Genomic DNA, 17602 nt, shown 5'->3' on the forward strand with positions numbered 1-17602 from the left:
AAGGGGAAAATTTTATGTTATCGGTGGTTCTTAACTAAGAGCAATTTTATATGGATCAACAGGCTCGTTCAGCATCTGTTAACAGCAAAAAGACTGTTAAAGTTGATGTTTTTTTGAGTATGTCTTCGACGAAGTTTGTCGGATCTGTGCTAGTTAAGAACACTGAATAGCTCATATTGTATTTTTTAGGTATGGTAGCTGTGTATGTGTACACAGTATTTTTTTATGCCTAAAATTCTGCACGTCTATCCGTTTTACCGGAATAGCATGCAAGATAGTTTTGCGAGCTGCAAGTGAACAGTGTTCATTTGCGGCTTTTTTTGTGTTTTGGCTTTGTTGTAATTATGCATTATTACTCCCCTGCGTCTCTTTTGGGCACACAGCTTCTTACATTGCAAGCTATCTATATGCCCAACGAGACGATCGCTACGCTTTTAAAAAAAGATTCCTAATCTTTGTAGGGGAGCAAAAAAGTACGTTTTGAGGACCTATTTTAAAAACAAAGTAAATTCTTGAAAAACGAATGGAGGAAGTTACGTTGAATGAAACGGCTTTTAAGATGTTGGAGTTTGAAAAGATTAAGAAGGAGTTAGCACAATTTGCGCTGTCCGAGTTGGCAAAAGGGAGAATTGAAAAGCTTTCCCCTTCAACTGATTACAGTGTTGTACGAAATTGGTTGAGCGAAACAACTGAGGCGAAAGAAATCATTATGAAAAGTTCTAGTGTGCCGTTGCATGGTCTCCAGGGAATCAGCCAGGTGTTGAAGCAGTTCAACAAAGGAATCCCCTTCCGGCCTGAACTGATCGTTGTGATCATGGACTTGCTTGAAAGTGGCAAAAAGCTTCAGCAGTTCATGATAGGGAAAGAGTATCTGGCACCGCAGATCTCTACGTATGTCTATTCGATCAGTGAATTGGGCGATCTATTTGAAGAGTTAAGTACATGTATTAAAAATAACAGTATCGATGACCATGCAAGTAAAGAACTTTTGAAGATTCGCAAAAAGATTCGGGTACTGGAAGATCGTATCAAGGAAAAGCTTGACACTGTTCTTCGTTCTCCTGCCAAACGGAAATATTTGCAGGATACGATTATCAGTCAGAGAGATGGCCACTATGTCATTGCAGTACGTGCAGAATATCGAAAGAATATCAAAGGGCAGATCCATGACCGATCTGCAAGCGGATCAACAGTATTTATCGAACCGGAAGAAGTTCGAAGAGTCCAGACAGAACTAAATGAGCTGCGAGCAGATGAATATCTAGAAGAGCAACGGATTTTAAGTACTTTGACAGGATTGATCGAATCAAGACAGCATGAGCTGACGATCAATGTGGAAACAATGGCCCACTATGACTTTATTTTTGCAAAAGCAAAATACAGCATGAGTATCGGGGCAAGAGAGGTTGAGCTCGTAAAAAGAAACATGATAAAAATCAATGAAGGGAAACACCCGCTGCTCGGCGTTTCAGCGGTTCCTCTTCAAGTTGCCATTGGAGAAGATTTTAATTCGCTCGTTATCACCGGCCCGAACACAGGCGGAAAGACAGTAGCGATCAAAACGGTTGGTCTGTTGGCATTGATGGTTCAGAGCGGCATGCATGTTCCAGTTGGGAAAGGAAGCAAGTTTGGCGTGTTTGAGAAGGTCCTTGTCGATATCGGTGACGGGCAAAGCATTGAACAGTCCCTTAGCACCTTTTCCAGCAGGATTACGAATATTATCGAGATTCTCAAAGATACTAATTCCAATTCGTTAGTAATCATCGATGAACTCGGTTCAGGAACAGATCCGGGAGAAGGGATGGGGCTTGCGGTTTCTATTTTAGAACAGTTGAACGGTCAGGGAGCTACAATGCTGGCGACTACCCATTACAGCGAGATAAAAGCTTTCGCTGAGAATCATCCAGACTTCTGCAACGGGTCGATGGAATTTGACCTTATAACATTGAAGCCCCTTTATCGCTTAATCATGGGAAAAGCGGGGGAAAGCCAGGCGTTTTCGATTGCCTTAAGGCTTGGTCTTCATCCGTCAATAATCGAAAGAGCCCATGAAGTGACATATAAGGAAAAGAAAAAGTATGAAGCTTTTCAAAGAGACTCAAAGGCACTGCTGGCACAGGAACAGCAACTGGAAAGTACGCAAACGTTAAAGAAAAAAGCAACAAAGACTAAAGTATCTTCGGATTATTCTATTGGTGATAGTGTTAACATACCTTCGATGGATACGACAGGCATCGTTTTTAAACCGGAGGATGAGTCCGGCAACCTGATCGTGATGGTAAAAGGAGAAAAGATGAAGCTTAATCATAAAAGAGTAAGCCTCCATCTTCCTGCCAGAGAGCTTTATCCAGAAGGATATGATTTTGATATTTTGTTTGAAACAAAGGAAGACAGAAAGAAAAAGAGGCAGATGGAAAAAGGACATGTCGAGGGACTATCAATCGAATACGCTTCAGAAGAGTAAAGGGAGGTGGAACCTTCCTTTTCTTCGTTAGACAGGAAAATCATAAATAAAACAGAAAAATATATTAAACCACCGTAAGGATTTTTGAGAGTTCTACGTTTCTATAGTAGAAAGATGAATTTAAGATGGAGGTGCCGTTTTGGAGGATGTAAAACAACCAGTGGAAATTGGTGAACAGGCAAGGAAATTAGAAATGGACTTTAAAAAATCCGTGGAACCCTATCGCTCAGATTTATGGCGATACTGCTATTATATTACTGGTTCCCCGTGGGATGCCGAGGATCTAGTACAGGACACGTTACTAAAAGCTTTTGCTAATCTCACAAAGATTTATCAAGCAGTTAATACGAAGGCTTATTTACTTCGTATTGCTTCTAACAGTTGGATAGATATGAAAAGAAAGGCGAAGATTCACCTAGATGGACTATATGATAAAGACCTGGAATTTCAAGAAAATGATTTTAATGTAATGGAGGCGATTGAAGGCCTGGTTTATCTTTTGCCGCCCCGTCAGGCAGTGACATTCGTTTTAATAGAGGCTTTTCAATATAAGGCTGGTGAGGTCGCTGAGATGATCGGAACAACCGAAGGAAGTGTCTATACGATTTTACACCGGGTCCGGAAAAAACTCGGATCCTTTAACTGGGAAAACAATAAAAAGCAAATAACGGCTAAACTGGATGTAGATAAAGGGCTGATCAATGATTTTATTGATGCTTTTCATAGAAAAGATCCCGATGCACTCGCAGGATTATTAGCTGAGCATGCCAGCACTGATATTAAACATGCAGGTCATGAGTTTGGGCGTAGTGAAATCAAAAAGAATTCCCTTTCTGATTGGATGGAAATTGTACGCTACCAGGATGTTGATGCCCGATTCTATATTTTATGGGGACGCCCGGTCGTTGTGGAAACAGAGAGAACAGCCAGTGGACCATCACTGAGCAACATCCATTATTTAGAGACGGAAGAAGGCTCGATCGTGCGCTGGACGTATTATTGCTTTTCATGGGATATGATGAAATTGGTTGCAAATGAACTTAATCTTCATCTTGAACAGAAGAAATATATGTATAATATTCATTGAATTAAGGGGCTGATTCAAAAATAGAGTCAGCCTCTTTGTTATGTTTCATAGATTTTTGCATAGAAAATCAGCCATACATCGGCTGGTTTTTTGAGTGTTTTTTGTAGAGACATGCACAGTTTGGACTGGGCTAGCATACAATTTGTATATTATGGACAATATCCTAAAACAAAACTAGTGAACCAATCATATTTTAATAGTAAATGAAACTGAATGTTGCAGGAGTGACTAAATATGAACGGGTGTGGCAATGACCGTTGCGTCTGTGAGGTAGTAAGAAAGATAGCTACACTTCAAATGGAAGCTGCGGGAGATTCTTGTACAACAGGCTGTGACAGTGCTTTTAAACAACTTTTAGGCGGTATGCCATCAAAAGATACCATTCCATTTTCACTCACCTCTAAATATACCTGTAAGGTGGTATGTGCAAAAGCTTATGTTAGAACAAAATCTTATACCTATGATGTGAAAAAAATCAAGTCGGAGTTTTTCCGTGTATCTAAATTCCTGGACGATGAAAAATGCTGTGCTGTCTTAGAATTGTTATGCCCCGTTCCATGTGATGAAAACCCTGACCTGATAGAAACCTTTAGAAGAACGGGAGCATGTGTAACGGTAGATTTAGATTGTTTTTGCGCAATCACTTGCTTTCCTGCGATCAGGGCAGCGAGAGCAAGTGAAGAAGACCTGGAGTCTTGCGACTGCATGTAGAAGGAATAAAAAGTTAGGAGGAAAAATAATGAGTTGTAAACATGGCCATGGTGAATGTGTTTGCGATGTTGTCAGAGAAATTGATGACGTTCAACGAAAGGTACAGGGGTCAGAATGTAACGTTAGCTGTGAACGATCGATACAAGAACTGATCAAAGGGAATTATCCGACAAAAGATACGATCCCATTTAAATTGATTGGTGAATCAGGGGATGAGTTTAAAGCAAAAGCTCCGGTAAAGGTACATGCTAATCATGATTTTTGCATTGCATTTGTTCGTTCCAGCTATTTTCGTGTAGAAAAGTTTGTAAAAGAAAAAGAGTGCTGTGCAATTCTTGAACTGTTGTGCCCGATCAAATCAGGTTACAAAATTACTGGCTTTCAAAGAACAGGAGCTTGCATTACTGTCGATTTGGACTGCTTCTGCAGTATCATTTGCTTACCGGCTGTAAAAGCAGAAAAGGTTTACGATCCAGCCGATTTGACCTGCCTCGTATCGGAATGCTGAGTCAAGAAAGAATTTTCAAGGCTAAAACATTATCCCACATGGCGGTAATGTTTTTTTTTTGCCAAAGTTTCATCCTGTAGCATAATTCTAGATCGCTCAACCCAAATTAAACAAGACAAACAGAAGAGGAGAGGTTAACGTGACAGGAAATGTTCAACCGCCAGTGAACCAGAAAAGTGTATCCCAGCTCATTCTTGAACAGCTTAAGGTTTATGGAGTGAAAAGGATATACGGTGTAGTCGGTGATGCGATCCTGGGACTGATGGACGCGATTACAAAGCAAAGCGAAATAAAGTTTATTGCGGTAAAGCATGAGTCGGTAGCTGCGATGATGGCCTCGGCGGAAGCAAAGTTGACCGGTGGAATCGGTGTTTGTGCGGCAACCTCAGGACCTGGAATCACCAACCTTTTAAATGGATTGGGGGATGCATACAGCGATAAAGCTCCAGTTCTTGCGATTACCGGGCAGGTACCTTCAACTAAGATCGGAACAGACTACAAGCAGTTTGTGGACCAGCAGGAGCTAATAAAGCCGTTCGCCAGTTACAGTTCATTACTGGCGCATCCTGATGCAGTTATCGATATTCTTTCAAAAGCATTACATAAGTCGCTCGTAAAAGGAGCTGTCACGCATATATCCGTACCGAAGGACATGTTTACCATGGCCTCCACCGCTCAAATTAAACAAAAGCCCACTTTATTAAGAGGAATCACAAATTTTGAGGAAAGCGGGCTTCAGCCGGCGATCGATATAATGAATACAGCACAAAGACCAATTATTCTTGCTGGTGTTGGCTCAAGGAATGCCTCAAAAACAGTTGAGGAGCTTGCAGAGAAGTGGGGAGCGGGGATTTTAGTCAGTCTGGGAGCAAAAGGGTTTATTCCTGATACATCTCCTCATTTGCTCGGTGCGATCGGGCAGGGAGGCAACCCTTATGCGCCATCGGTGTTTAAAAATGCTGACGTCGTTTTGCTTGCCGGTGATACCTGGTGGCCCGAGGGATATGTACCGCAAAATGCAAGAATTATTCAAATCGATTTTATGCATGAGAATATCGGAAAAGGAATCCCGGTAGAATTAGGAATAGTCGGCGATGCAGGAGAAGTCCTTCCCCTGTTAACAAATAGCTTGAACGGTCGAACAAATGAAAACTGGATGGATGAAGTAAAAAAAGCAAAGAGCACCTGGGATATTCAAAACGAACAGGAAGGAAACCAGATTGGTTCTCCGATACATCCTGCAAGAATCGTACGTTCGATAGAAAATGCAGTTGCAGATGATGCCATCATCACTCTGGACACTGGAGATGTAACCGTGTGGATGAATCGAAACTTCAGGCCAAAACAGCAATTCATGCTGTTTTCTGGTGATTGGCGAACGATGGGATATGGTTTACCCGCTGCTTTAGCGGCTAAGCTTTGTGCTCCTGAAAAACAAGTCATTTCTGTTGTAGGTGATGGGGGACTGGAAATGACGCTTGCTGACCTTATCACTGCTGTTAGGTATAAAATCGATATCAACATAATTGTCTTTAACAATCAAGCTTTGCAAATGGAAAGGGACAAAATGATTGTAGACGGGCTCTTGCAGCAGGGGGTTGATTTGACAAACCCTGATTTTGTAAAAGTTGCTGAAGCATGTGGTTTGAAAGGCTACAAAGTAGAAACGGAGGCTGAACTGGAGGAAATATTAAAACTGGCCATTTCAACCAATGGACCGACATTGGTAGATGTTGATACTGCTCCCATAATCCATCCAGAAACAAAAAATAGTTAAAAGTAACGCCCGTTCTATTAAATGGGCTGGGCGTTTTCATTAAGCTGAATTATATTTCTATCAAAATCCGCTATAGCACAGTACGGTTGTCCATTTCTATATTACCTTTTTTTCATAGGATGATTATAAGATGAAGATAGGAATAACTGCATGACAGCAAGTAATTTATTATCGGCTCTCGCGACTGTTGCGAGAGTCTTTTTTATAGTGAAAATCCGCAAATCTACCAGTTAGTTTGTCCAAACATCTATCATTTTTTTACATAAGTTGTAGTAAAGACCGAGGAGGTGATTGAAAGATGGCATGCGGAAAAGGAAGAAGTAGAACACAACAACAACAAACAGGAGGTAATGCAAGCGTGAGTTCAGGAAGTAATAACGGATGTGTGTGTGATGTGTTAACTCAAGTATTGGCAGCACAGGAGGAAACTCAAGCAGCAGGCTGTACGCAGGGGTGTTTTGAAAGTATCATTAGTCCGACTGAAGTTGGTCCAGAAACTATTCCTTTTATGTTAAAAGGTAAAGATAACTCCCTTCACTTTGAACTTGGTTTCCCTACAGATAGAGAAGGTAATATTACAGAATGTTTTGCAACAATCTTCTTTAGAATCAATGAAGTTTTTGATAACTGTTGTGCAACGATTGAACTGTTGGCAGCATATGAGGGAGGCGACCTAGTACCTTTGTTCGGTCCAGGAAACTCGCCTACTGGAAACACTACCCGTGCAATTAACATTGATCCATTGTGCAGCAGCAACCAGGGAGCAGGATTCGATACCCTAGTTCGTACTGGTGTTTGTGCACAAGTAGACCTTAACTGCTTCTGCGGTGTTCAATGTCTAAGCCCGCAACTTGTTGGAACAGTTTCAAACGGTGCAGCGGCAGCTAGAAAAAGCAAGTAAGGATAAACAAAAAGCTCCCGGTTGTGGGAGCTTTTCTAATAGAAAGTTATTTTTCTTTGAGCTCTTTCAAATACTCATTCTCACCAGGTGCAAAATTAACATCTCTCAAATCTTGATCCGGGGGAAGTTCTTTAGCTTCTTTTTCTTCTTTTCTTTGATCCCTGTCTCTTTGCTCCATTACGACCTCCAAAAATTTTCCTTTTAATCGTAATGTCTCACCTTCAAGTGTTTTTATTCCTCTATTAATGTTTAATTACGTTATCAAGTTCTGGTGGAAGGAGCCAGATGCCGTTTTCCTTAACAAGGGTTTTGAAACTTCCTCCCATGGCATCCTGAAAAATTTCGATTTGAACAATATTTTCGGAGCGTTGTAGGGTTACATACTTCTCAATCCTTGTCGGGTCGATTTCCGATTCTGCTTCAAATTCTTCTGTTATTCTGCTTTTCACTGGTTCTCCGTATTTCCCGCTCTGGCTGTAAAGGGCATAAAAAACATCAAAATTGTTTTGATCTTTCGCGTAGAAATATAGCTTTATCACTTCCGCCGGTACTAACCCCTGTAAATGCTTCTGGGATTGATCGGCTGCAATTGCGTCGTATATTCCTTTTAAACGGTCATCTAACGGCGGTTCTGTAGCTTCCGTTTCTGTTTTTAATGAGTAAGGCTTATCTGCTTCGATACTCTCGATCCAGGATGCTTTCCATTCTTCATATCCCTGTGTTTTATATATTTCAGAAATGGTTTTTCCTTCCATAGAATACATTTCTTTATCGTTTATAATCCCGCCCACTGCATCTCCATTTATAACATAAACATCGACTGTAATCTTTCCAAACCTTTCTTCTAACGGGTGGCTGTTTACTGTAAACCTTTCTACTGTTACATCTTGATCAAGATAAACGGTCGGTTTTGCGATCTCCATTAATCCCCATGGCTTCATCCACGGTTCCTGTGTAAGTTTATCTTTTGTGACTACATATTCCTCAGTCGTGTTGATATAGACGGGATCTTCAAAGCCTTTCCCTTCAAGAAACTGCTTAGCGGTTTCAGACGCCGGAAGCTGCTCAGTGTCGGTCGCCTTCATCGTTGCATTATCCTCTGAGCTTTCCCCTGCCTGGTCCATGGCGATCGATGATTCATTATTTAATGATGCATTATCACTTGATTCAGTAGATTGCTCGTTCTGGAAAAGATTCATCTCGTTGGCTGCAATGCCTCCCACAACCAGGAACAGAACAGCGAAGACGACAGCACTGACTGCTTTAGGGAAAATGAAACTTCTTTTTGGTTTTTGATTCTCTGTACTCAGGTTCTGGATCCGCTTTTGGATCTTATGCTTATCAAAATCGGTAAATGTTTTATTCGGAGAAATGTAGGCATCCATTTCTTGTTTGAGTTGTTTCAATTTATCTTCCAAGCTGTTCACTTCCTTCCTTTGCCGGAAACAGCTTTTTCAAGCTTTCTCTTGCTCGGCGTAATCGCGTTTTGATTGTTGATTCTTTTTCATTTAATACGCTGCAGATTTCTTTGATAGAAAGATCTTTATAATAAAAAAGAATAATGACTTCACGATATTTTAAAGGCAGTGACAGCACGAGTTGGGAGAGCTCTGATTTTTTATCCTGCAGCTCTAATTCTGTCTCGGGCGTGGATTGGTTGCTGGATCTGGTAACTTTGATAATTTCATCTGTTAGCTTAATCTTTCGGTAATGCCAGCTTCTTAAATAATCTTTGCACTTATTGATCGCGATGCTGTAGATCCAGCTTCGTAAAGCCGATTCGCCGCGAAAGTTCTCTATTTTGAGATACAGGGTGACAAATACATCCTGTGTTATATCATCAGTTTGAGCCCAATTTTTAACGTAGGTATATACGAGTCTTTTAATTTCTTCCCCATATTCATCCATCAATGCCGTGATGGCTCTTTCTTTCTGGAAGCTGGAGACAAGCTTTAAGATCTCCCGCTCCTTATTATGTCGTGGCTCCTCCAATTGGGCCTCACTCCTTTCAAGCCTTCAAACGTAAGACGGAAATGACGCAAAACAGGTTTCATTTCTTGAAGTATAATTCGACATTTCCATTTCGTTTGCCTTTACAAAAAAGAAAAGTATCAAAACAAGATTCTCGTGAAAATGTCATTTCTTAAGAATCTTTCCGCATACTTTGTTGCCTGAAAAGCTTTACATTTGAGAAGTTCTGCGACATAACGGATGGATGACCGCTGCGGAAATACACTACGCTTTCCGCGGGCTCGCGCTGAGCCTCCTCACTCGCAAAAAACGCTCCTTGCGGGGTCTCAGCGTCATCGCTGTCCCGCAGGAGTCTACGTGTATTTCCTTCGCTGAGCTGTGCTTTGACGCTCTACATCTTTGAAAAACGTCAATTGATTGGAGCGGAAGGCAGTCGACTCCTCGAAAATGTATTCACATTTCCATCGTGGGATGTAACGCTGCCGGAGCTTCCCTTGTCCTACGGGAAAAGCAATAGCTGAAGCGTTGCCCTCGGAAAGTGAACTGCCCGGATTGGAAAATCAATGCTGCAATTACGTCGCAGTTTATCTCTTTTGCGCAAAAACAAGGAAGGATTTACCAGATGTATGTAGAATTCTATTTTCCGGTGGGCACATTGAAGGATGTCCATGGAATAAAAGAAGTCTTATAATGAAAAAAAAGCAGCTTTTCTGCATTTTATAAAAACGGGTGTGAAAATATCGTGATTGAATCCATTTTATCCAATATTGCAATCTTATTACTGATGCACCTTTGTATTAATACGCTCTATTTAAAAAAACTGCCTACAAAGCTAACGGGGGCTCTTCACATTGCAGGAACTATTTTTACGATTGTTTGTTTCTATTTTGTAGCTTATAAAATAAATGGTTTTTATTTTGATTATAGAGTTATACCAATTGCGATCATCGGTTTGTTCCACGGTTGGAAATATGCTTTTCCGGTTATTATCGTTTCCGCTCTGGCAAGATTGGGATTCGGTGGGGAAGGAGCAGTATTCGAAATCCTTTTCACTTTAGTTATCCCCGGGACAGCCACAAGCCTGCTTCATTTGTTTTCCTTTAACGCACTTACTTATAAAAGGGGCTTTATCTTTTTTACTTTTATATGGTTGATTGCCGATCTTCCTTTAATTTTGCAGGTTGCCGATGCTGCTGAGTTATACCAATGGCTGCCTATCAGGTTTGTTTCGTTTCATTTCCTTTCTTTATTAATGTATTTTTTCATTACAAACGGATGGAAACAGCTTGAGATGATCGAAAAGCTCCAGTTTTATGCAGAACATGACCAGCTGACAGGCCTTTATAATTTAAGAAAGTTTATCCAGCTTATCGACAAGTGTCCCGGATGGGGTGAAAAAGAACACTATATTGCCATGATTGACCTTGATCGTTTCAAGGTTATCAACGATACTTACGGGCATCTTACCGGTGATAAAGTCCTTGAAGATCTGGCAGCATTTTTGTTGGAGATAAAACCAGAGAACATGATAGTCGGCCGGTATGGAGGAGAAGAATTTATCGGATGTTTAGCGGTTTCAAATGCTGAAAACGCAGCTTCCACCTTAGAGGAGATTCGCCTTAAGATAAGAAACCATCATTTTTATACCTTTGACGGGGAAAGGATTAAACAGATCAGTGTTTCGATTGGCTTTGCAAAACTTACCGACCAGGGAAAAGTCGAAGCTGCTGTAAGCCTTGCGGACAAACAACTGTATAAAGCGAAGAAAAATGGAAGGAACCAGGTGTGCTCCTTTTAATCGTTTGGGTTTTAAGCCTCTTAAAAAGTGGAAAGACATAAGGTGGTACTTTAAACTGAAGGAGGCTATAAAATGAAAGTTTTAGTAATCGGGGCTAATGGCCAAATAGGCAAGCAGTTAGTTGAGCAGCTTGCAAACAATAACCATGAGCCGGTCGCAATGATCAGGGACACTGACCAGATACCAGAATTGGAACAACTCGGTGCGAAAACAGTTTTTGCTAATCTGGAAAAAGATTTTGCCCATGCTTTTTACGGCTGTGATGCGGTTATTTTTGCGGCAGGATCTGGTCCAAATACCGGAGCAGATAAAACGGTATTAATCGATCAGGAAGCAGCTATCCGTGCAGTTGATGAAGCGAAGCATCAGGGTGTAAAAAGGTTCGTGATGCTTAGTTCGATGGGGGCAAATGATCCGCATGCAACTGACCATCCGATTAAATTTTACCTGGCAGCGAAGCACAGAGCAGACGAACACCTAAAACAAACAAGCCTTGCTTACACAATTGTTCGTCCGGGAAGATTAACGAATGACCCGCCGAAAGGTAAAGTGGAGGCAGCTGGATCAATTTCAGATAAGTCCAGGTCGATCCCGCGTGGTGATGTTGCGGCGACCCTTGCAGAATCGTTAACGAACGAAAACACATTTGGAAAAACGTTTGAGCTGCTATCCGGAGAAAAGGGAATTGAGGAAGCGCTAAATAGTCTATAAATGCTATGGCCAGGCAAGTGTGTTTGCCTGGCTGTTTATTTGGAGGAGACTGGGAAAATGGCTAAAACAGGTGTAGTGCATCATATTGAATTGTATGTCTCGGACCTTGAACGGTCGAGCGTATTCTGGGGATGGCTATTAAGCGAACTTGGATATGAGCGTTACCAAAAATGGGAGGAGGGAACCAGCTGGAAACTGGGGGACACCTACCTCGTTTTTGTTCAGGCTGAAGAGCGCTTCCTGGATATACCGTATCATCGCTGCAGAGTCGGATTAAACCATCTTGCCTTTTATGCTTCCTGCAGGGATCACGTGGATGAATTGGCCGAAAAGTTAGCTAGAAAAGGAGCTGCACTCTTATATCCAGAGCAGCACCCTTATGCCGGGGGAAAAAATCACTATGCCGTCTATTTTGAAGACCCGGACAAAATTAAGGTGGAGATTGTCGCTCCTGAATAGATTTACTGTTCCGCAGTTTTTCTTTTTTTACGAAAATAAAAGAGTATACCAAGAATGATAACGAGTGGCACGAAAACTGGTGATAGGCCTACCAGGAAAACAAAAGCTTTTGAAAAGAACGCGACGATACCGTTTACTGTCATCATAAACAGCTTTTTTGTCTCTTGCCATGTGTTCAGCTCTTCTCCATTTTGGAAGCCTGGAACATTTACATTTTTTTCAATTATCGAAATGGAAACAGTAGCATAATCGCTCTGGTTTTTAAGATACGTGATTCTTCCCTGCAGTTGTTCGATCTCTTCCTGCACCTGGCCAAGATCATCTGAAATGGCAAGAAGATCTTCTGTTTTTTCAGCATTCTTTAAAAACGATTCGAGCCTTTCCCTTACTGCTTCCTTTGCTTTTAATCGGGATTCAAGGTCAACATATTCTTCTGTAACATCCTGTCCGTTAATGGATTGTCTCGGGTTTCCTTTACTTAAATCAGAAGCAAACGCTAAAAATGATTTGAATTTATTCGACGGGACACGAACTGTGACCGAACCGTGTTGAATCTTATTTTCATCTGTGAAATAAGAAGATTGTACAATATAACCACCGTGCTCAGAAGTTAAACTTTCTATCTTTTCTTTTGTTTCGTCAAGTTTTTCTACCGTCAACTCTAAATCGGCGTTATAAATGATTTTCCGTTCAGTTTGAAACAGAGGGTTTTTGTTTTTAGTTTCTTCCGTCGCTTTGTTTTCTTCCGTTGCTCCATTCCGGACAACCGTGTTATCGGTGTTGCTTACTGCCTTATCTCCGGTACTTTCAGAATAGCCTGCCTCGCTGTCCTGGCTGCTTTCAGCGCCAGAACTGCATGCCGCAAGTAAGAGAACCAATAATGGAACAAGAAAAGCTAGTACCTTCTTCATAAGACCCCGCCTTTTGCTTTTAACTATTTGACGATAAGAGTAAGACTTAGGTTTCATTGGAAACAGAAGAGGTTTAACTGCCCGATCAAAGTGGGTAATTGTTAGGCAAAGGAGATGATCCTATGATGGAGAAGGCCAAAGAACAAATGCGACTTTTATTCTCAATCCTTGGCCAGCAAATGGAACAACAAAGTTATGATGATGAAAGCTTTCGAAAACTATCAGAAATCAGTAAACTGTTAGAAGAAAATGTGGAAATAAGCGAAGAAAACCGAATGCTGTTTGATTCCATTACACATTACGGGGAAGATGCCCTTGATATAAGAGATTTGGATCGAAGGAAACAGTTTATTAACGGACATCGTGATGAACTGGAAGATTTCTATAGTAGGTTGAGAAAACAGTTAGAAACATAAATCGGAAAAGCGTCTAGAATATTGTTTCTAGACGCTTTTCTTTGTTTTTTGTTAATCTTATAGAAAGGAAATAACTGTTAAGGGAGTTTTTAAGATAGATAATATAAAGCTAGATAAGCAGTTTGAATTTTTACTGCAGGTATCTTTTTGGGAACAGATACTCGGATTTGCAGCTATTGCGACTAGTATATTATTGGTAAGATGGGGTGTCAGGATTCTGCTCAGACGAGAACGAAAGAAAACGATGCGGCTTGAGCAAAGGCTTTATCCTGCGATGCTGTCACTTGTTAATTGGATGACCACTTACGCCTTGCTCGTGTTATTGCTGTTTTACTTTTCTGACTCCAAATGGATGTTCAGGGAACTTTTTTCAATTGGTAAAGTCAAAGTCTCTTTGTTTCTAATCATTATAGCAATCCTGATTATCACCTTTGCAAACCGGGGCTCTAAAATTATTACACATTACATATTCCCTCCAATTTATGAGAGGTACGACCTGGACCGGGGATTAAGATTTACTTTTGATCGTGTTTTTTACTATATTATCATGATTATCGCCTTTGTTATCAGCTTAACAACTGTTGGAATCGACCTCAGTGCCCTTACTGTTTTTGCGGGTGTTCTCGGGGTTGGAATCGGCTTTGGAATGCAAAATATCGCTAATAACTTTATTTCTGGGTTGATCCTATTGTTTGAGAGGCCTATTAAAGTAGGGGACCGGGTGATCGTCAATGATGTTATCGGAGACATCGAACGGATCAATATGAGAGCAACCATTATTCGAACGCTGGATAATGAGCATATCATTATGCCAAACTCTTATTTTCTAGAACAGGAAGTGATTAATCGTTCTTATATCGACCAGAGGCTCCGGCTGGTTATTCCGGTTGGCGTTGCATATGGTTCAGATGTGGAGTTTGTGAGAGAACTTTTGTACAGAGTAGCGGATGATGAGAAAAAAGAATCTGCTGATATTCTTGATGAGCCGCAGCCTTTTGTTAATTTCCTCGGTTTTGGCAGTTCATCATTGGACTTTGAATTATTTGTTTGGCTTTCTAATCCACAGAGCGTTATTGAAAGAAAGAGCAGCTTGAATTTTCGTATCAACAGGACATTTGAAGAGAATAATATAGAAATTCCTTTTCCGCAACGAGATCTGCATGTTAGGAGTATTGATGCTGATCTGTTAAACCGAATAAAGAAAAATAACCCGTGACTATTCATGGGTTTTTTTTAGAGATTCCTATTGAGTTTCATTTCTCCTTCCTTTTTTTCTGAAACTCTAGTGCACACCGTTATTCATAAGCAATAAAAAAGCTGGTTCACGAAGAACCAGCTTTTGAAATCTATTAAAGGGTACGGCGGTCGTTGTCAAGCCGATTATTGTTAAGTTGATCATCATCGAGCGTGTATTCAGGATACATATGGGCATTAACGGTGTTGTTGTTTTCAAAAGTGCCGTAAACAACGTTCTCTCTTTCGGCATCTGCTTCAACCAATACAAGAATATGGCCGTTCTTCAGGTATTCTTCATATTCCTTCGCATCGTCTTCAGGGATTCCAGCGCCTGTAAGTGCACCTACGATGGAACCTCCTCCTGCACCGATTGCTGCACCGCTAAGTGTTGTTGCGATCGGGCCAGCCGCAGCGATAGGGCCGATGCCAGGGATTGTAAGTAACCCGACTTCAGCGATTAGACCAACAATACCACCGAGAACACCGCCTGTACCAGCACCGATACCAGCACCTTTAGCAGCATTAGAACCGCGGTTGTCATCATCTTCTGCACCGGAAAGTTCAACGTTTGTTTCGTCTTCTAGTTCTTGTACATCATCTTCGCTTTTTGCAAAAACAGAGAAATCTTCTGTGTCGTATCCTCTTTCTTTTAATGCTTCAATTGCACGGATCGCATTATCCTGGTTTTCAAATACTCCACCAATAATTCGTTTATCCATTCAAAATCCCTCCTTGAGAATGATTAACTCTACTTTGGTTGATACCCTTTTTACTCCTTGCTGAATCAAGGACTGGTATATTTATGCCATTTTTACTAAAAACAGGAGGGGGAGTGAAGTGGTAAGATTCTTTTTAAAGATAATTTTAAGGAATGAAAGGTTAAGAGGATGATGAAACAGGTCCTGTCATTATTCTGATAAAGTCGTATACAAATGATTGATAGTCGAGCTGGAGGGCAATTTGTTCCCGCTTTTCGGATGAACTTAGTTCAGGCTTTGGCCTGAAGTCTGCAATGCTTTGCCCCCTGGCCAGTCCCGTTCCATGATCAACACGGACATTTCGTTCCACATAACCTAATAAACTAGGATTACCCAGGGCACTGACAGTTAATAGATCATGAAAATAGGCTCCGTTAATGCCGGGTACAAGTTTTTTATATGCCTTCATATAATAATCAAACACTTCAACTAATAGCTTTCCGAATTCATTTTGCTGAGACTTGTATACTGTTTGAATAATAGAGGGGGTAATGAGTGCCTGCGTGGTAACGTTTAACGGAATAACATAAACGTTTGTTGCCTTTTCCATCACAATGTCTGCCGCAAGGGGGTCGCCGTGAAAGTTTGCTTCCGCCACAGCTGTAACGTTTCCCGGTACAAGGAAGGCTCCTCCCATTATATAGAAGGCTTTTACCTCTTTAAGAGATTTCTCACCAAGTAAAAATGCGATTGCCAGGTCGGTTAACCGCCCTAACGTAACGATCACAAGATCATCCTGAAACTGATCGATAATTTTAAAAACTTCATCAAAATTTACAAATTCAGCAGAAATGGATTCAGGGGGATTGATTGGGCCTAAGCCTTCAGGACCGTGAATCGCCGGATAGTAAGGAGCTGTTTCGCCGGTAAGAGGACCTTCAGCACCTGCAATAAGCGGAATATCTTCATTACCAGTTAATGTTAATAAGTATCTCCCGTTTCTGATCGCCTGTTCCCGGGTTACGTTTCCATAGCCGGTAACAATCCCGACGACCTCTATAAAAGGGTGTAGTAAAGCATAGAGAATAGCAACAGTCTCATCTATCCCGGGATCAGAAAAAAGTAGAACCTTCATGGAAGCCTCCTTTTAGTTTTTGTTTTCATTTTATGACGAGTTATTTTGCTTCATACTTTTTAGACAGGTTGATAAAGTTGTAAGTTGTATTAAGTAAGAAACTTCTGTATGATTAAAAGGTACACAATATTTGGTGTTTTGATTATTTGTTTATCCGATATATTGTGTTTTTTGAAACTTAATAGGCTGAGTAAGGGTGTCTGATTCATAGACTTAAAAGGGAATCTGGTGAAAATCCGGAACTGTCCCCGCAACTGTAATTGTGGACGAACCGAGAATACCACTGTATTAAGAGGCTGCTATGGCTCTTATATGGGAAGGCTCGCAGTAGGAAGAAGCATAAGTCAGTAGACCTGCCTTTTCTCATCCGTTTCTTTTCTTCGGGGATTGAGAGTGAGAAACGATGGCGAGGTCTGTATTTTTTAGCATACATAGACTCTTTCTGTCGTTTTGAACCTATCTCTGAGGAGATGGGTTTTTGTTTTTTCTAAAGGCTCTTTTCTAAAGGATTGTTGTTTTTGCACAAAAGCGATAAACTGCGACGCAATTGCAGCATTGATTTCCACTCCGGGCAGTTCGCTTTCCGCGGGCAACGCTTCAGCTTCCTCGTCAGCAAAAACCGCTTCCTGCGGGATCTTCAGCTGTTGCTTTTCCCGCAGGAGTCGACTGCCCTTCGCTTCAATCAATTGAAGGTTTTCAGTGATGCAATACGACGAAGCACAGCCTAGCGAAGCATTCCTGTGGGGAAGTAATTTGAGAATTGAACAAAAAAGTGTCCTCTTGGTATAGTACAGGGTGTCAATGCGCGTTGACCCCGAA

Annotated in this window: 18 protein-coding genes and 1 riboswitch; of the genes, 11 read left to right on the top strand and 7 right to left on the bottom strand. The window is 41.1% G+C overall.

From position 1 onward, the window contains the following. Positions 1 to 538 precede the first annotated feature (538 nt). From FCL54_RS20975 to FCL54_RS21000, 6 genes are all read left to right on the top strand, one after another. Entirely contained in the window at positions 539 to 2464 is a 1926-nt protein-coding gene (locus FCL54_RS20975) for an endonuclease MutS2 (RefSeq protein WP_246055391.1), read from the top strand. 139 nt (positions 2465 to 2603) lie between these two features. Next, on the top strand, positions 2604 to 3551 hold the full coding sequence (locus FCL54_RS20980; RefSeq protein ID WP_138129138.1) for an RNA polymerase sigma factor: 948 nt from the start codon (positions 2604 to 2606) through the stop codon (positions 3549 to 3551). A gap of 234 nt (positions 3552 to 3785) precedes the next feature. Then, a complete protein-coding gene (locus FCL54_RS20985; protein ID WP_138129140.1) occupies positions 3786 to 4262 on the top strand; it encodes a CotY/CotZ family spore coat protein in 477 nt (158 codons plus the stop codon). A gap of 28 nt (positions 4263 to 4290) precedes the next feature. After that, positions 4291 to 4770: a CotY/CotZ family spore coat protein gene (locus tag FCL54_RS20990; RefSeq protein WP_138129142.1), complete on the top strand. Its 480-nt coding sequence runs from the start codon at positions 4291 to 4293 to the stop codon at positions 4768 to 4770. A gap of 139 nt (positions 4771 to 4909) precedes the next feature. Continuing rightward, positions 4910 to 6547: a thiamine pyrophosphate-binding protein gene (locus FCL54_RS20995; protein WP_246055393.1), complete on the top strand. Its 1638-nt coding sequence runs from the start codon at positions 4910 to 4912 to the stop codon at positions 6545 to 6547. 298 nt (positions 6548 to 6845) lie between these two features. Next, on the top strand, positions 6846 to 7448 hold the full coding sequence (locus tag FCL54_RS21000; RefSeq protein ID WP_138129144.1) for a CotY/CotZ family spore coat protein: 603 nt from the start codon (positions 6846 to 6848) through the stop codon (positions 7446 to 7448). 46 nt (positions 7449 to 7494) lie between these two features. Here the strand turns inward: FCL54_RS21000 and FCL54_RS24700 are convergent, their stop codons facing one another. The 3 genes from FCL54_RS24700 to FCL54_RS21010 form a co-directional block, all read right to left on the bottom strand. Next, a complete protein-coding gene (locus tag FCL54_RS24700; RefSeq protein WP_281281405.1) occupies positions 7495 to 7626 on the bottom strand; it encodes a hypothetical protein in 132 nt (43 codons plus the stop codon). Positions 7627 to 7690: 64 nt separating this feature from the next. Further along, entirely contained in the window at positions 7691 to 8866 is a 1176-nt protein-coding gene (locus FCL54_RS21005; protein WP_138129146.1) for a hypothetical protein, read from the bottom strand. Beyond that, entirely contained in the window at positions 8856 to 9440 is a 585-nt protein-coding gene (locus FCL54_RS21010) for a sigma-70 family RNA polymerase sigma factor (RefSeq protein ID WP_246055395.1), read from the bottom strand. The genes FCL54_RS21005 and FCL54_RS21010 overlap by 11 nt, the downstream gene beginning before the upstream one ends. Positions 9441 to 10161: 721 nt before the next feature. Here FCL54_RS21010 and FCL54_RS21015 point away from each other — a divergent pair. From FCL54_RS21015 to FCL54_RS21025, 3 genes are all read left to right on the top strand, one after another. Further along, positions 10162 to 11217 carry a diguanylate cyclase gene (locus tag FCL54_RS21015; RefSeq protein ID WP_138129148.1) on the top strand — a complete coding sequence of 352 codons (1056 nt, stop codon included), beginning with the start codon at positions 10162 to 10164 and terminating at the stop codon, positions 11215 to 11217. 72 nt (positions 11218 to 11289) lie between these two features. Then, the gene (locus FCL54_RS21020) at positions 11290 to 11928 is read left to right on the top strand and encodes an SDR family oxidoreductase (RefSeq protein ID WP_138129150.1); all 639 of its coding nucleotides are present in this window, start codon (positions 11290 to 11292) and stop codon (positions 11926 to 11928) included. A gap of 57 nt (positions 11929 to 11985) precedes the next feature. After that, on the top strand, positions 11986 to 12387 hold the full coding sequence (locus FCL54_RS21025; protein WP_138129152.1) for a VOC family protein: 402 nt from the start codon (positions 11986 to 11988) through the stop codon (positions 12385 to 12387). A gap of 2 nt (positions 12388 to 12389) precedes the next feature. Here FCL54_RS21025 and FCL54_RS21030 read toward each other — a convergent pair whose 3' ends face one another. Beyond that, the gene (locus tag FCL54_RS21030; protein ID WP_171016955.1) at positions 12390 to 13298 is read right to left on the bottom strand and encodes a DUF4349 domain-containing protein; all 909 of its coding nucleotides are present in this window, start codon (positions 13296 to 13298) and stop codon (positions 12390 to 12392) included. Positions 13299 to 13420: 122 nt separating this feature from the next. Here FCL54_RS21030 and FCL54_RS21035 point away from each other — a divergent pair, with 122 nt between their 5' ends. Together FCL54_RS21035 and FCL54_RS21040 are read left to right on the top strand one after the other, a co-directional pair. Beyond that, a complete protein-coding gene (locus FCL54_RS21035; RefSeq protein WP_138129156.1) occupies positions 13421 to 13714 on the top strand; it encodes a hypothetical protein in 294 nt (97 codons plus the stop codon). Between the two features lie 244 nt (positions 13715 to 13958). Beyond that, entirely contained in the window at positions 13959 to 14930 is a 972-nt protein-coding gene (locus FCL54_RS21040; RefSeq protein WP_138129165.1) for a mechanosensitive ion channel family protein, read from the top strand. 133 nt (positions 14931 to 15063) lie between these two features. Here FCL54_RS21040 and FCL54_RS21045 read toward each other — a convergent pair whose 3' ends face one another. From FCL54_RS21045 to FCL54_RS21055, 3 genes are all read right to left on the bottom strand, one after another. Continuing rightward, complete coding sequence (locus tag FCL54_RS21045; protein ID WP_138129158.1) at positions 15064 to 15669, bottom strand: general stress protein; 606 nt, start codon at positions 15667 to 15669, stop codon at positions 15064 to 15066. 160 nt (positions 15670 to 15829) lie between these two features. Continuing rightward, the gene (locus FCL54_RS21050) at positions 15830 to 16783 is read right to left on the bottom strand and encodes a nucleoside hydrolase (RefSeq protein WP_138129159.1); all 954 of its coding nucleotides are present in this window, start codon (positions 16781 to 16783) and stop codon (positions 15830 to 15832) included. A 177-nt stretch (positions 16784 to 16960) separates the two neighbouring features. After that, a riboswitch (cobalamin riboswitch) is annotated at positions 16961 to 17158 on the top strand. Positions 17159 to 17205: 47 nt separating this feature from the next. Next, the coding region (locus FCL54_RS21055) for a hypothetical protein (protein ID WP_210238539.1) at positions 17206 to 17602 on the bottom strand (397 nt) is incomplete at its 5' end.

The sequence above is a fragment of the Exobacillus caeni genome (genome assembly GCF_005747095.1).
GTDB lineage: Bacteria > Bacillota > Bacilli > Bacillales > Guptibacillaceae > Exobacillus > Exobacillus caeni.